Below are 14,672 nucleotides of genomic sequence, written 5' to 3' on the forward strand. Positions count from 1 at the left end.
TCGAATTCAATGGCGTGCTAGCCTTTTCCCACTATCGGCATTCGAATTCCGACGAACACAAATTCGCACGCGCGTGCTAAATCCCTCGTGGGTGGCGCCGCGCGATCCGCTATTGCCCCAACGAGGATGCGCCGTGACTCACCAGGCCAATGACGCCGTCGCCCCCGCGAGCGGCATGATCGAGCTTTCCCACAGCTTCGACGCAAACCGGTTCCTCGCCGCCGTCGACCGCGACGAACGCGCGACGCTGATTGCCAACCTTCAGCTCGTGCACCTGAAATCGGGCCAGGTGCTGTGCGAACCCGGCGAAATGCTCACCGCGGTCTACTTGCCCGTCACGACGGCGATTTCACTGCAGTACGTGTCGACCGGCGGCATGACGCTGGAAGTTGCGCAGATCGGCAGCGAGAGCGTCGTGTGCGACGACGTGATCGGCGGCAGCGGCCGGATGCCGTGCCGCGCCGTCGCATGCCGCGATGGCTTCGTCTACCGGCTCGACCGGCGCATCTTCGCCGCCGCGTTCGATGCGTCGCCGGTGATTCGCCATCTCGTGTTCGTGTGCGTGCGGCTGCTGATGGCCCAGGTCGCGCAGATCACGTTCTGCAGCCGCCATCACGTCCTCAAACATCAGTTATGCAGATGGTTCCTGCTCGCGTACGACCGCTCGCGCAGCATCGAGATCCAGGTCACCCACAGCATGCTGGCGCAGATGCTCGGCGTGCGGCGCGAGACGGTCACGGACGCAGCCGGCGAGATCCAGCGGCTCGGCCTGATCCGCCAGTACCGCAGCTCGATCGTGCTCGCCGATCTGGTCGGCCTCGAGAAACTGTCGTGCGGCTGCCGCGCGATCGTGCGCGACGAGATGAAGCGCATCCTGTCGGCCGACTCGGGCGTGAGCGCCGCGGCGCGCGCGTGACGCGCACGGCAGGTCGGCGTTCGCGGGCGCGCCGGGTCAGCCGATTGTAGGGTGGCGAACAGAACGCCGTGCGTGCGAATGGTCTACTGATGCCGGGCTGCCGGGGGGATGTCAGCGCGCTGCGCGCGTCCGCCCGAGCGGACGACACCACGCACGCCGGAGCAGCACGTGAAAAAAGACATCAGAACCATCCTCAAGCACGTCGCCCACCTCGAAGCCGCGATCGATTCGATCGGTGACGGGGACGACCTCTACGAAGCGGGCCTCTCCTCGCTCGACACGATCCAGCTGATGCTCGCGATCGAAAAGCAGTTCAACATCGAGATTCCCGACGAGATGCTCAACCGCAACCTGTTCCGCAGCATCGACGCGCTCGCGGACACGATCGCGACCCTGCAACGCTCCGAGCATTCCGCATGAGCGCGCTGCTTCCCGAGCTCGCGGCCGACGACGAAGCGCGCCGGCTCGACGACGCCGCGCATGCGGTCGCACACATCGCCGCGCAGCACGCGGATACCGTCGATCGCGACGCGCGCTGCCCCGTCGAGGCGATCGAGGCCATGCGCGCGCGCCGCCTGTTGAGCGCGATGGTCCCGACCTCGCTCGGCGGCATGGGCGCGTCGCTGGCCGACATCGCATCGGCATGCTCGATCCTCGGCCAGGCCTGCGCATCGTCGGCGATGGTGTTCGCGATGCACCAGATCCAGGTCGCGTGCATCGTCAACCACGCGGCCGACCAGGGCTGGCACAAGCTGTTCCTGCAGCAGCTCGTGCGCCATCAGTGGCTGCTCGCGTCGGCAACGTCGGAAGACGGCGTCGGCGGCAACCTGCGCGCGAGCCAGTGCGCACTCGAGACCCACGGCGGCGAATTCCGGCTGCACAAATCCGCGCCGACGATCTCGTACGGCGACTACGCGGACGGCATCCTCGCGACCGCACGGCGCGATGCCGACGCGCCGGCGTCCGAGCAGGTGCTCGTCACGCTGCTGCGCGACGGCTATACGCTCACGCGCCGCGGCGAATGGGACACGCTCGGCATGCGCGGCACCTGCAGCAACGGCTTCGTGCTCGACGCCCGCGGTGCGACCGTGCAATGCCTGCCCGTGCCGTTCGCGCAGATCGCCGAACAGACGATGGTGCCGGTTTCGCACATCCTGTGGGCGGCGGTATGGATCGGCGTGGCCGGCGACGCGTTCCACCGCGCGCACCAGTTCTTCCGCGCGCAGGCGCGCCAGACCGACGGCGCGCCGTCGCCCGCGTCGCGGCGCATCGCCGAATCGCTGGCGCTGATGCAGGCGATGCAGGCGCGCGTCGACAACGTGCTGCGCCTCCATTCGAGCGCGTCCGCGCGCTCGTGGTCGGCCGGCATGGCGTGGGCCGCGGAGATCAACACGCTGAAGACCTATGTGTCGTCGACGGCGCTCGAGGTCGTCCAGCAGGCCATGATGATCTGCGGAATGGCCGGCTACAAGCACGGCACGCCGTTCAGCATCGGCCGTCACCTGCGCGACCTGCACGCGGCGCCGCTGATGATCAGCAACGACCGCATCGCCGCCAATACCTCGAGCCTGCTGCTCGCACTGCGTCCCGCGACGCTGGAGAAACATTCGTGAACGATCGCCTCGTCGTACCCTCCGCCGCTTCCGCCGCCAGCGCGTCCGACGCGCCGCTCGATCGTGCGGGCGTCAATCCGCTGCGCGACGCGCTGATCGATGCGGGCCTGCTCGTGTCGACCGGGATCCAGGGCCTGTTCGGCCGCAGCGAGCGGTTCGAGCGCGTCGTCGAAGCGCTCGACGCGTTCGTCACGCGCCTGGGTGCCGACCAGCAGGCCGAAGTGCTGCGCTTCCCGCCGGCGATGAGCCGCACCGAATTCGAGCGCAGCGAATACATGAAGAGCTTCCCACAACTCGCGGGCAGCGTGCATGCGTTCTGCGGCGACGAACAGCGGCACCAGCGTGTGCTGCAGTGCCTCGATCGCGGCGAGGACTGGACCGAAAGCCAGAAGCCGACCTACGTCGTGATGACGCCGGCCGCGTGCTACCCGGTCTATCCGGTCGTCGCGCGCGCGGGTGCGCTGCCCGGCGAGGGCCGCATCGTCGACGTATTCTCGTACTGCTTTCGCCACGAGCCGTCGTTCGACCCGACCCGCATGCAGCTGTTCCGGATGCGCGAATACGTACGGATCGGCACGCCCGAGCAGATCGTCGCGTTCCGCGAGACGTGGATGGAGCGCGGCACGCGGATGATCGACGCGCTGCGCCTGCCGAACGCGATCGATCTCGCGAACGATCCGTTCTTCGGGCGCGGCGGCAAGATCGTCGCAAACAGCCAGCGCGAGCAGAACCTGAAGTTCGAGCTGCTGATCCCGATCGAACACGACGACCGCCAGACCGCGTGCCTGAGCTTCAACTACCACATGGATCACTTCGGGCTGCTGTGGGACATCCGTACCGCGACGGGCGACGTCGCGCACACGGGCTGCGTCGGCTTCGGCCTCGAGCGCCTGACGCTCGCACTGTTCCGTCATCACGGTTTCGATCTCGACGCATGGCCGCAGGAAGTGCGCGACGTGCTGTGGGGCACGCGATGAAATTCGTGTCCCGCGACGGCGAGGACGCGTCGTTCGAGGACGTGCGCCATCGCGCACGCCACTACCGGCCGCACCCGCTGCACAGCCAGGAGATGGTCTGGAAACAGACCAACTGCTACGTCGACATGTGGCTCGAGGTGCTCCGGTGGTGGGGACTGAATCCGTACGCGGCGCTGCCGTTTACGATCGCGCTCGATTTCGAGGGCGATCAGTTCACGTTCTTCAAGTTTCCGCACGACGAACTGGAGCGGCTCTACGGGATCGTCGTGCAGGAGCACTCGATCTACGAGCCGCTCGATCAGCACATCGAGACGCAGGTCGCGCGCGGCCACCTGATGATCGTCGAGGTCGACGCGTGGTTCCTGCCCGACACGCGCGGCAGCAGCTACCGCGCGCAGCATACGAAAACGACGATCGGCATCGACGCGATCGACCGCACGCATCGCCAGATCGGCTACTTCCACAACAGCGGCTATTACGTGGCCGAGGATTTCGACTACAACGGCCTCGTCGGCGGCAGCTCGCCGATGCCACTGCCGCCTTACGTCGAATGCGCGAAGCGGCGCTTTGCGCCGCTGGACGAGCGCGTGCTGTGCGAAGTCTCGCTCGCGTCGCTGCAGCGGCACTTGCGCCGCCTGCCGGTGATCAATCCGATCACGGCGTTCCGGCGCCAGTTGCAGATCGATACGAAGTCGCTCGCCGATTCGCCGCTCGAGCGCTTTCACGCGTACTCGTTCAATTCGGTGCGGCAACTCGGCGCGAACTTCGAACTGTTCGGCCATTACACGCGCTGGCTGCAGGCAAGCGGCTGCGTCGGGCCGTTCGCGGAGATTCGCACCGCCTGCGACCGCATCGCATCGGAGGCGATGGTGCTGGAATTCCGGCTCGCGCGAGCCTGCGCGCGCGGCAAGGAAGAACGCGGCGACGCGACGCTCGACGCGATCGAAGCGGCTTACACCGACCTGATCGAGTGTGCGCGGCAGATCGCCCCGCCGCTGCGGCATGCGCTGCCCGTTCGCGTCGACGCGGCGCCCGTGCCGGTGATGCGGTGACGCGCACGCGTGCCGCGCACGCCGCGCCCGCGTGGTCGATGCTCGCAACGGCCGCGGGCGCCGTGCGCGGGCCGCTCGACCTCCCCGCCGACGGCTGGATCGCCGCCGCCGTCCCCGGCACGGTCGCGCAAGCGCTCGCGCTTGCCGGCCAGCATGACGATGTGGCATCGCTCGACGAGCGCGATCACTGGTATCGCGTCGAACTGCGCGGACACGGGCCGCGCGTGCTGCGCTTTCACGGCCTCGCGACGCTCGCCGACGCATGGCTCGACGACACGCCGATCCTGCGCTCGGACAGCATGTTCGTCGCGCACGACGTGCGCGTGTCGCTCGACGGCACGCACCGGCTCACCGTCTGCTTCCGCGCCCTGGCGCCGCACCTGCGCGACGCGCGCGCATCGCGCCGTGCACGCTGGCGCACGCGGCTGGCTGAACCGGCGACGCTGCGCACCGTTCGCACGTCGCTGCTCGGACACATGCCCGGCTGGTTTCCGCGCTGCGTGCCGACCGGACCGTGGCGGCCCGTCGACGTGCTCGACCCGGCCGACGGCCCGGTTCTCGTCCAGTGCGACCTGCATGCGCGCCTCGACGGCGACACCGGCTGGCTCGATGCGGAGTTCACGTTCGCCGCTCCGCTGCCCGATGCGTTCGCGGCCCGGCTGTCGTGCGGCGAGCACCACGCGACGCTCGAACGCATTGGCGCCGACCGGCTGCGCGCGAGCGTCGCGGTGCCGAACGTGCGCCGCTGGTGGCCGCACACGCATGGCGAACCGGTGCTCTACGACGTCGCGCTGCACATCGGCGCCGAACGGCGACCGCTCGATGCGACGGGTTTCCGCACGATCGAACCGGACGCCGGCGACGACGGCAACGGGTTCGGGCTGCGCGTGAACGGCGTGCGCGTGTTCGCGCGCGGCGCATGCTGGAGCAGCGCCGCCCCGCTCGCGCTGCACGCAGACGACGCGACTTATGCCCGTTTGCTCGGGTACGCGCGTGACGCCGGCTTCAACATGATTCGCGTCGGCGGCACGATGACCTACGAGGCCGACGCATTCCATGCGTGGTGCGACCGGCTCGGGCTGCTGGTGTGGCAGGACTTCATGTTCGCGAACTTCGACTATGCGCTCGACGACCGCGCGTTCGCCGACGCCGTCGATCGCGAAGCCGAGCAATTCCTCACGCGCCACCGCGCGTCGCCGTCGCTCGCGGTGCTGTGCGGCGGCAGCGAGATCGCACAGCAGGCCGCGATGTCGGGGCTCGCGCCGAAGCAGCGCTTCCTGGAACTGACGGCCGAGCGCCTCGCCGGCCATGCGGCGGCACGGCGGCCCGACGTGCTTTACGTCCCCGACTCGCCGGACGGCGGCGCACTGCCGTTCCAGCCGCGCGAGCGCGTGTCGCACTACTACGGCGTCGGCGCGTACCTGCGCCCGCTCGACGACGCCCGCCGCGCCGACGTGCGCTTCGCGAGCGAATGCCTCGCGTTCGCGAACGTGCCAAGTGACGCGATGCTCGCGAGCCTCGGCTGGCCCGGTGTGCATGAGCCGCGCTGGAAGGCTGCGGTGCCGCGCGACCCCGGCACGTCGTGGGATTTCGACGATATTCGCGATCACTATCTACAGACGCTGTACGACGTGACGCCCGACCGCCTCCGACGCGAGGATCCGTCGCGCTACTTCGAGCTGTCGCGCGCGGCGATCGCGGACCTGATGCGCGACACCTTCGCCGAATGGCGGCGCACCGGCTCGCGCTGCGCGGGAGCGCTCGTCTGGCAGTTCCAGGACGTGATGCCGGGCGCCGGATGGGGCTTGATCGATGCGACGCATCGGCCGAAATCGGCGTGGTATGCGCTACGCCAGGTGCTTCAGCCGGTGCAGATTCTGCTCGTTGACGAAGGGTTGAACGGCCTCGATGTGCACGTGATCAACGAACGGCCGGCGCCGCTGTCGGCGATCGTCGAGCTGGTCGCGCTGCGCGACGGCCGCACACCGGTCGCGCGGGCCGGCCGGCCGGTCCGGATCGCCGCGCACGACACGGTGCGGCTCGGTTCGGCCGAATTGCTCGGCCGCTTCTTCGACTGGACCTACGCGTATCGCTTCGGCCCGTGCGAGCACGACACTGTCGTCGCGACGCTGCGTGCGGACGACGGCACGCTGCTGTCGCAGGCGTTCTACTTCCCGTCCCGTACGCATCCTGCGGTGTTCGCACGCCGCGAGCCCGGGATCGACGCATGCGTGTCGCGCATCGGCGATACGTGGTATGTCGACATCGACACGCGCCACGTCGCCCGTCACGTGCAGATCGACGCGCCGGGCTTCGTGCCGCGCGACGACTGGTTCGATCTCGCACCCGGCACGCCGGCACGCGTCGCGCTCGTGCCGCTCGACGACACGGAGGACCGAGCGGCCACCGGCGCGCCGCCGACCGTCGATATCCGCGCGGTCAACGCCGCACGCACCGTGCGCGCCGCGCCGGCCGGCTGACTCGGCCCGGGTCGCCCATACGGTTTGCGCGGCCGCGCCGCGCGCGTCAGTCCGACGACCCCGTGCCGCGCGGCCGCTCGATGCCGTACGCTTCCATCCAGCGATAGAGCGTCGCGCGCGACACGCCGAGCTCGCGCGCGGAAGCAGCGACGCGGCCGCGCGTGCGCAGCAGCGCGGTTTCGATCGCTTCGCGCTCGATCGACTTGCGAATGTCGGCGACGGACGGCGAAGCCGCGTCGAGACAGTATTCGAGCTCGAGATCCTGCGCGGTAATCAGGCGTCCTTCCGTCATCACGACCGCGCGCCGCACACGGTTGATCAGTTCGCGGACATTGCCCGGCCAGTCGTGCTTGTAGAGCGCCGTGATCGCATCCGTCGAGAAGCCGCGCACGCGATGGCGCGCGTCGCCGCGAAAGCGTTCGAGCATGTGATGCGCGAGCAGTTCGATGTCCTTGCCGCGCGCACGCAGCGGCGGCTGGTCGATGCGCATCACGCACAGGCGGTGGAACAGATCCGCGCGAAAGCGCCCTTCTTCCATCGCCTCGCGCAGATCGACGTGCGTCGCGGAAACGATCCGCACGTCGACCGGCACTGGATCGCTGCCGCCGAGGCGATGAATCGCGCGCTCCTGCAGGAAGCGCAGCAGGCTCGCCTGGCTCTCGTGCGGCAGATCGCCGATTTCATCGAGCAGCAGCGTGCCGCCGTTCGCGGCTTCGACATAGCCGGCCTTGCGCGCGTTCGCGCCGGTAAACGCGCCGCGCTCGTAGCCGAACAGTTCCGATTGCAATAGATGCGGCGGGATCGCGCCGCAGTTGACCGCGACGAACGGGCCGTTGCGCCGTTCCGAATGACGATGGATCGCGACGGCCGTCAGTTCCTTGCCGGTCCCCGTCTCGCCGAACACGAACACCGGTGCGTCCGTGCGCGCGAAACGCCGCACCGTATCGAACAGCCGCAGCATCGCGCTGCAGGTGCCGACGATGCCGTTCTCCTGCGATTCGAGGCGTTCGCGATCGCGCGCGAACAGGCATTCCATTCCGTACGCATGGCCGACCGTGTCGGCGATCCGCTGATGCGACGCGGGCAACGTGATGTAGTCGAAGCAATAGTCGCGCAACAGCGCGCGCACGTTCGGCGACGCGGTCTGACCGGTCTCGACCAGTGCGACCCACACGACATCGCGCATCGACGCGCAGGTGGACGCGATGCTGCCGATCGCGTCGGCGTGGCCGCCGCTCAGGTCGAGGATGCCGCAGGTGATTTCGCCCGAGGTGTCGCGCAGCTCGCTCGCGTGCGCGACGATCGTCACTTTCCAGTCGCGTCGCGCGAGTTCCTTGCGAAGCATGACGGAAGGCGACTGCGTCCAGTAAATCAGAGGACGCTGCCCGGAAGTCCTCCCCGCGCCGGCGCTCTTATCGCGCGTTATTGGCATATTCATAGCGAACCATCACTTTCTCCACTCCGCGAACCGTTCGCGTGCGCTGCGGGCGGCGGCGCATGGCCGCCGGTCCGTGCTGCGTTTCCGCAGCCTTGGCGAAGATCGAAACTGCACACGGCGAGAGCCCCCGGAGGTCGAGCCGGATTTCATCCGGCCTCATTGTCATCGAACTCGAAGGGAACGCGCGGCCGTGGGAGCCACGGCGTTCCGGCTTTGATGCCACGCGCTGTCAGGCGGAGCACGTCGGCAAACGGGAATCCCGTCCGCATTTGCGTCGCGTCGTACACGACAGTCGCGCTCGATGCTGAACTGGACGGCCGCCAGCCCGCTTTCGGAATGGCTGCCTCATTTCATTTACTCCCGAATTTACACCCCGTACCGAGACGGCTTGTTACCAAACGATAAACATCGATTCAGCCGGTTACGCCGCCGCCCCGCCAGCCCCGCCGCATTTAGCGACTCGGATTTGATTATCTACGACCATTCGCGTCAATCAGTGGCAAATACCACTTTTCTGCAAGATGGGTACTGCTCATTGCCTACGATTCTGAATGAAATCGCGTGTAAGAACCGCGCAGTGTTTTTCAGGCATCGGTAATCGCCTGCGTCGCGCGACACCGGAATGTCACATCGAATACCGGCGAACCGCGCGCGGTCGTTACAACGTCGTAATGAAGCGACGGTGCATCGCCGCGGCGCAACCTGCCTTGTCGTCTGCTTCATTGCGCAACGCAGCATGCTCGCCATGCACAGCGCGCGCCCTGTCGCTCCCGCCGAGCCGACGCGACCGGCGACGCGCAGTAGCAAGTATGCACGCGTCGTGCTGGTGCGCCGAAACGGCGGTGTCCGAATGACGGACCTGCGCCGCGCGAGGAAATCGATGAAGCGGCAGACGTTGGCCCGCATTCGGTAGTCGATCGTATGCGCCCGGCGCGGCGATGTGCGACCCGCCGGTCGTGAGCAATCGCAATGTTCAAGTACGGCCCCGGTTTATTCAATCATGTTCGATGCCGACGGCCCGTGCTGCGTGCTTGGCAGCGGACCGTCGCGACAGCCTAATTATGGAAAAGCCTCCGCTCGGCCAGTGTGTGCTACCGCACATTGCTCCGCTCGCGCCACGCGGGCGCGCCGCACGGCCCGCTCCTACCCTCGTCAAACGGGTGGGTGAGTAGGCTGTCGAACAGACCGGTGCACGCCGCATCCGCATCATGGGCATCGCCGCGCCGTACCGCATGAACGCGTTCGTGCGTACGGCGTGCTGAAGGCTTCACACGAGGACCGCATCATGGAATGGCATTGTTGTGAATTCGAACATCTGAGCGCCGTCGATCTCTATGCAATCCTGCGCTCGCGTAACGCGGTGCTGGTGGTCGAGGACGCGCACACGCATCTCGACATCGACGGCAAGGATGCGCACGCGCTGCACGTGTTCGCGCGCATGCACACGGGCGACATGATCGAAGTCGTCGCGTACGCGCGCGTGCTGCCCGGCGACGAAGTCGATCCGGACGTCGTAATCGACAAGGTGCTGACAAGCGAGGCATGTCGCGATGACGCCACCCTCGAGCAGCTGATGCAGCGCGCGCTGACGGCCGCGCAGGCCGCGTGGCCCGACGTGGCGGTACGCACGCACGTTCCCGCTCCGCGCCAGGCGTTCTACAAACGCTTCGGATTCCGCAAGGCCTACGGCCCGTATCTCGAACAGGGCGCGCCGTTCGTCGGCCTCGTCCGGCCGGCCGACCGTGCCGCCGGCGCGCTGCGCAAGCTGCTGTCGCGGGCCGCCCCGGCGCCGCGCTCGCGAAACGACGACGCGCGCGCCGACGGCCGCACGCACAACCGGCTGCCCGCCGATACCGGAGCCAATCGATGACCGCCACCCTTCGCCCGGTTCCCGAACCCGAGCTGCCCCGCATCCTGCCCGTCATTCTCGCCGGCGGTTCGGGCACGCGGCTCTGGCCGCTGTCGCGCGAGCAGTATCCGAAGCAACTGATCGAGCTGACCTCGAACGAATCTCCGCTGTCGGCGACCGCGCGCCGCCTGAACGGCATCGCGAACGCGTCGCTCGGCGACACGCTGCTGCTGGTATGCGGCGAACAGCATCGCATCATGAGCGCCGCGCAGGTGCTCGGACGCGCCGCGCCCGCACGCATCCTGCTCGAGCCGGCCGCGCGCAACACGGCACCCGCGCTGACGCTCGCGGCGCTCGACGCCAGCGTGCTCGCGGACGATCCCGTGCTCGCGGTCATGCCGGCCGATCACGTGATCGGCGACGTCGGCGCGTTCCATGAAGCGATCGGGCGCGCGGCGCGCTACGCGCAGGAAGGCGCGATCGTCACGCTCGGCGTGCTGCCGCGCCGCGCGGAAACCGGCTACGGCTACATCCAGGTCGGCGAACCGCGCGCCGGCCGGCTCGGCGGACAAGGCGGCTACACGATCGGGCGCTTCGTCGAAAAGCCGAACGCCGCGCTCGCCGAGCGCTACCTGCATTCCGGCGACTACTGGTGGAACAGCGGCATTTTCGTCACGCGCGCATCGATCTGGCTGAAGGCGATCCGGGCGCTCGCGCCCGACATCCATGCGACCTGCGACGCGGCATGGCGTGCGGGCATCGCGGAGGATCCGTTCTTCCGGATCGACGCCGCGGCCTTCGACGCGTGCCCGGCCGACTCGATCGACTACGCGGTCATGGAGCGCCTCGCGGAGAGCCCCGACCTCGGCATCGAAGGCATCGTCGTGCCGCTTTCGGCTGGCTGGTCGGACGTCGGCACCTGGGATGCGATCTGGGAAATCATGCCGAAGGACGATCAGGGCAACGTCGCCCGCGGGCCGATCGTGTTCGAGGACACGCAGGACAGTTTCGTGCGCTCGGAAGGCCGGCTGATTGCATGCGTCGGGATGAAGGACGTCGTCGTGATCGAGACGCCCGATGCGGTGCTGGTCGCGAACAAGCACGACGTGCAGCGCGTGAAGAACATCGTCGCGCGCCTGAAGACCGAGCAGCGCCCGCAGGCGAGCGAGCACCGCAAGGTGCAGCGGCCGTGGGGACACTACGATTCGATCGACCTCGGCGAGCGATTCCAGGTGAAGCGGATCGTCGTCGAGCCCGGCAAGCAACTGTCGCTGCAAATGCACTATCACCGCGCCGAGCACTGGATCGTCGTGCGCGGCACCGCGAAGGTCACGCGCGGCAGCGACACGTTCCTGCTCAGCGAAAACGAATCGACCTACATTGCCGTCGGCGAGGTCCATCGGCTCGAGAATCCCGGCCGGATCCCGCTCGAGATCATCGAGGTGCAGTCGGGCGACTATCTCGGCGAAGACGATATCGTGCGGTTCGACGATCGGTATGGACGGCCGGTCGTCGGTACCGCGCAGCCGGCGCCACGTTCATCGTGCGAACCGGACGAGCCGGAGGAGGAAGCGGCGGAACGGGACGCCGTTCGATAAGCGCGTTCGATCGGCGCGTGCGGATCGCGCCGAGCGCGGTCAATCGACGCTTCGCTGCGACCAGCGCGCTTGCCTGACGGCCTCGCGCACGCGCGGCAGCGACGATGGATCCGCGCCGAGCGCGTCCGCACCCGTCGCCGTCGACTGACGCGCCGTCGCACACGCCGCCCCTTTCACCGGGCTCGCCGCGGGCCGCGACGGCCCCTCGCTCGCGCACGCCTTGCCGGGGCCGACCCGCATCGCCATGCCGCCGATTCCCGACAGCTGGTTGTCCGCGAGCCGCACACCGGACACGTTCCCCCACAGGCGAATGCCGTCGAAGCGCGCATTCGACACGCGGTTGCCGATCACGGTCACACGCGACACCGAACCCGACCACGTGCTGACCTCGATCGCCGCCTGCTGCGTGATCGGGCGCGGATCGGTGCGGCCCGTCGCCGTCTGGATGTCCGCGATCACGTTGTTCTCGATGCGGACATCGGACGCACCGTAAGTCCGGTTGCTGTCTTCCTGCGCGACGAGAATCCCCGCGCTCACCTGCACGTTGCGCACGATGTTGTTCGAGATGGTGACATTCGCGCCGCCCACCACCGTGATGCCCCGGCCCCACGGGTTGCCTTCCAGCGAATTGCCGGTAATCAGCACGTTGCGCGTGAGCACGCCTTCCGCCTGGTAACTCACCACGGCGATCATGTCGTCGCCGGTGCCGCGCACGACATTGCCGCGCACGAGCACGTCGTGCGAGCCGTGCGTCATGTGAATGCCGTCGGCCAGCGTCGACAGCACCTCGTTGCCGACGATCGCGACCTCCGCGCCGCCGAACACGAAGATGCCGGCGCCGGCGCCGCCGTCGATCACGTTGTCGAGCACCTGCACGCCGCGCCCAGTGACCTCGACCTTCGTTGATTCCGGTGTCGTCAGGCGCGTCGTGCCGGTACCTGCAAGGCGAAAGCCGACGAGCGTCGTACCGTCGCCGCGCATCTCGACCGTCTGGTCGTCCGCGGTGGTCGCGATCAGCGTCGCGCCGTAGCCCGACACCACGACATTCGGCTGCCGCACGACCAGCGAACGGCCGACCACGTACCGCCCCGGTGCGAATACCAGGCGCTGGCCCGGCTGCAACGCGTCGAGCGCATGTTGCAGCATGTCGGCTTGGTCGCCCGCGTCCGCGGCGGGACGCACGTAGGCATCCGGCACATTCGCATGAAGCGCGCCGGATGCTGCCGCGGCACCATCCGGCAAGGACAGTGCGCCTGCCATGCACATGCCGGCAATCAACGCGCAGGCGCGGAACGAGCATTGCGATCTACGCATATCGAATCGTTTCCTCTGGAATGACATCACGTGCGTCGGCCTGCACAGGCGAATCATCGCGGGCCGGCCGAATTGCCCGACCGCGACACCCTGGTCGCAGCGGACGACGCGATATGCTCCATTGAATCATTCGATCCGGCCGGGTGTCGGTGCGTCAACAGACCGATGCGCCCCGCCTTCACGACGCGCTCCCGCGCGCCGGTCGACGATACGGCGCACTTCAACGCAGCGCATCGCCGAACGGTAGGCTCGCGAACCGAGCGCCGATCGGCAATCCGTATCATGGCCACCATACGACACGGCCGCGCTTCGGCGTCGCCGCAAGGCGCCGGGCGTCCGGACCGTCCGCTCTTCGCTCGTCCAGAACCCGTTCATGACCGACCTGACCATCGCCATCTGCAACTACAACCACGGCGCGTACCTGCGCGACGCGATCGATTCGGCGCTCGCGCAGACGGTGCACGGTGTACGCGTGCTGGTCGTCGACGACGGTTCCACCGACGATTCGCGCGACATCATTCGCTCATTTGGCGAGCGCGTGACGGCGGTGTTCCAGGAAAATCGCGGTCAGGTCGCCGCGTACAACCGCGCGCTCGAGCATGTCGCGACGCGCTACGTGATCCTGCTCGACGCGGACGACCTCCTCTATGCGGACGCCGCGGCCCGCGTGCTGGCCGCGTTCGCGTCCGGCGACTTCGTGAAGGTCCACTTCCGGCTCGACGTGATCGCGCGTGACGGTGCGATGACCGGCGCGAGCGTGCCGCAGTCGGCCGTCGACACCGATTGCGGCCGCCTGTTGCGCGCGGGCTGGCTGTATCCGTCGCCGCCCGCGTCCGGCAACGCGTACCGGGTCGACGCGCTCAAGCGCATCTTTCCGGTGCCCGTCACGCCCGACAACCTGCATGGCGCGGATTTCTATGCGATCTACGGCATCGCATTGCTCGGCGCCGTGCATATGATCGACGCAACACTCGGCGGCTATCGCGTGCATCAGCAGCCGGACATACGCCCGGCCGGAGACGCAGCCGGCAACACGCCGGCCCTTGCACTCACCAATTCGGAAGACGCCGCCACGGGCGCGCTGAAGGCCGAACGCCGATGGGCGACGCTGCGCATGCTCGCCGGCACGCGGCTGCACGAAGCGTTGCCGATCGCGCCGCTCGACTTCGCGATCGAGAAGGCCCGCTTCGCGAGCACGCTGTATCACGCGCCGCTCGTGCGGCGCTGGCGCTGGTTCCTGTGCGAATCCGGGCGCTACTGGCATACCGTGCTGCGCAATCCGTTCTGGCGTCCGGCGAAGAAGGTGGCGGTCGCCGGGCTGTCACTCGCGTGCCTGCTGCCGTCGTCGACGCTCAGCAACCGTGCGATTCGCTATATCTCCAATCCGCTTGCGCGCGTGCGCAAGTCATCCGGGCAGCGCGTCGGCACACGATAG

Annotated in this window: 11 protein-coding genes; 9 read left to right on the top strand and 2 right to left on the bottom strand. The window is 68.1% G+C overall.

The genetic code is table 11. The features are described 5' to 3' along the window. The first annotated feature begins 133 nt into the window (after nt 1-133). The 6 genes from SB771_RS00230 (at nt 134) to SB771_RS00255 (ending at nt 7,038) form a co-directional block, all read left to right on the top strand. Complete coding sequence (locus SB771_RS00230; protein WP_175659360.1) at nt 134-916, top strand: Crp/Fnr family transcriptional regulator; 783 nt, start codon at nt 134-136, stop codon at nt 914-916. 168 nt (nt 917-1,084) lie between these two features. After that, on the top strand, nt 1,085-1,336 hold the full coding sequence (locus SB771_RS00235; protein WP_006753529.1) for an acyl carrier protein: 252 nt from the start codon (nt 1,085-1,087) through the stop codon (nt 1,334-1,336). Next, nucleotides 1,333-2,529 (top strand): acyl-CoA dehydrogenase family protein, encoded by a 1,197-nt coding sequence (locus SB771_RS00240; RefSeq protein WP_175659361.1) that lies wholly within the window; start codon nt 1,333-1,335, stop codon nt 2,527-2,529. The genes SB771_RS00235 and SB771_RS00240 overlap by 4 nt, the downstream gene beginning before the upstream one ends. Next, nucleotides 2,526-3,506 carry an amino acid--[acyl-carrier-protein] ligase gene (locus tag SB771_RS00245; protein ID WP_175659362.1) on the top strand — a complete coding sequence of 327 codons (981 nt, stop codon included), beginning with the start codon at nt 2,526-2,528 and terminating at the stop codon, nt 3,504-3,506. Before SB771_RS00240 ends, SB771_RS00245 begins: the two co-directional genes overlap by 4 nt. Further along, nucleotides 3,503-4,558 (top strand): DUF1839 family protein, encoded by a 1,056-nt coding sequence (locus tag SB771_RS00250; RefSeq protein WP_175659363.1) that lies wholly within the window; start codon nt 3,503-3,505, stop codon nt 4,556-4,558. Before SB771_RS00245 ends, SB771_RS00250 begins: the two co-directional genes overlap by 4 nt. A gap of 38 nt (nt 4,559-4,596) precedes the next feature. Then, nucleotides 4,597-7,038 carry a glycoside hydrolase family 2 protein gene (locus SB771_RS00255; RefSeq protein ID WP_175659757.1) on the top strand — a complete coding sequence of 814 codons (2,442 nt, stop codon included), beginning with the start codon at nt 4,597-4,599 and terminating at the stop codon, nt 7,036-7,038. Nucleotides 7,039-7,084: 46 nt separating this feature from the next. Here the strand turns inward: SB771_RS00255 and SB771_RS00260 are convergent, their stop codons facing one another. After that, nucleotides 7,085-8,476 (bottom strand): sigma-54 dependent transcriptional regulator, encoded by a 1,392-nt coding sequence (locus tag SB771_RS00260; RefSeq protein ID WP_011658652.1) that lies wholly within the window; start codon nt 8,474-8,476, stop codon nt 7,085-7,087. 1,285 nt (nt 8,477-9,761) lie between these two features. On the opposite strand from SB771_RS00260, the gene SB771_RS00265 reads away from it, so the two are divergent. Then, entirely contained in the window at nt 9,762-10,346 is a 585-nt protein-coding gene (locus tag SB771_RS00265; protein WP_165752974.1) for a drug:proton antiporter, read from the top strand. Further along, nucleotides 10,343-11,923 carry a mannose-1-phosphate guanylyltransferase/mannose-6-phosphate isomerase gene (locus SB771_RS00270; protein ID WP_175659364.1) on the top strand — a complete coding sequence of 527 codons (1,581 nt, stop codon included), beginning with the start codon at nt 10,343-10,345 and terminating at the stop codon, nt 11,921-11,923. Before SB771_RS00265 ends, SB771_RS00270 begins: the two co-directional genes overlap by 4 nt. 39 nt (nt 11,924-11,962) lie before the next feature. Here SB771_RS00270 and SB771_RS00275 read toward each other — a convergent pair whose 3' ends face one another. Then, on the bottom strand, nt 11,963-13,237 hold the full coding sequence (locus tag SB771_RS00275; protein WP_175659365.1) for a right-handed parallel beta-helix repeat-containing protein: 1,275 nt from the start codon (nt 13,235-13,237) through the stop codon (nt 11,963-11,965). Nucleotides 13,238-13,610: 373 nt separating this feature from the next. On the opposite strand from SB771_RS00275, the gene SB771_RS00280 reads away from it, so the two are divergent. Continuing rightward, on the top strand, nt 13,611-14,672 hold the full coding sequence (locus SB771_RS00280) for a glycosyltransferase family 2 protein (RefSeq protein ID WP_175659366.1): 1,062 nt from the start codon (nt 13,611-13,613) through the stop codon (nt 14,670-14,672).

It is taken from the genome of Burkholderia sp. SIMBA_051 (assembly GCF_046534915.1).
GTDB lineage: Bacteria > Pseudomonadota > Gammaproteobacteria > Burkholderiales > Burkholderiaceae > Burkholderia > Burkholderia ambifaria.

Coding starts and splice junctions, on each gene's coding strand:
- SB771_RS00280 (WP_175659366.1), top strand. CDS start 13,611: ATGACCGACCTGACCATCGCCATCTGCAACTACAACCACGGCGCGTAC.
- SB771_RS00240 (WP_175659361.1), top strand. CDS start 1,333: ATGAGCGCGCTGCTTCCCGAGCTCGCGGCCGACGACGAAGCGCGCCGG.
- SB771_RS00270 (WP_175659364.1), top strand. CDS start 10,343: ATGACCGCCACCCTTCGCCCGGTTCCCGAACCCGAGCTGCCCCGCATC.
- SB771_RS00265 (WP_165752974.1), top strand. CDS start 9,762: ATGGAATGGCATTGTTGTGAATTCGAACATCTGAGCGCCGTCGATCTC.
- SB771_RS00260 (WP_011658652.1), bottom strand. CDS start 8,476: ATGAATATGCCAATAACGCGCGATAAGAGCGCCGGCGCGGGGAGGACT.
- SB771_RS00255 (WP_175659757.1), top strand. CDS start 4,597: ATGCTCGCAACGGCCGCGGGCGCCGTGCGCGGGCCGCTCGACCTCCCC.
- SB771_RS00250 (WP_175659363.1), top strand. CDS start 3,503: ATGAAATTCGTGTCCCGCGACGGCGAGGACGCGTCGTTCGAGGACGTG.
- SB771_RS00275 (WP_175659365.1), bottom strand. CDS start 13,237: ATGCGTAGATCGCAATGCTCGTTCCGCGCCTGCGCGTTGATTGCCGGC.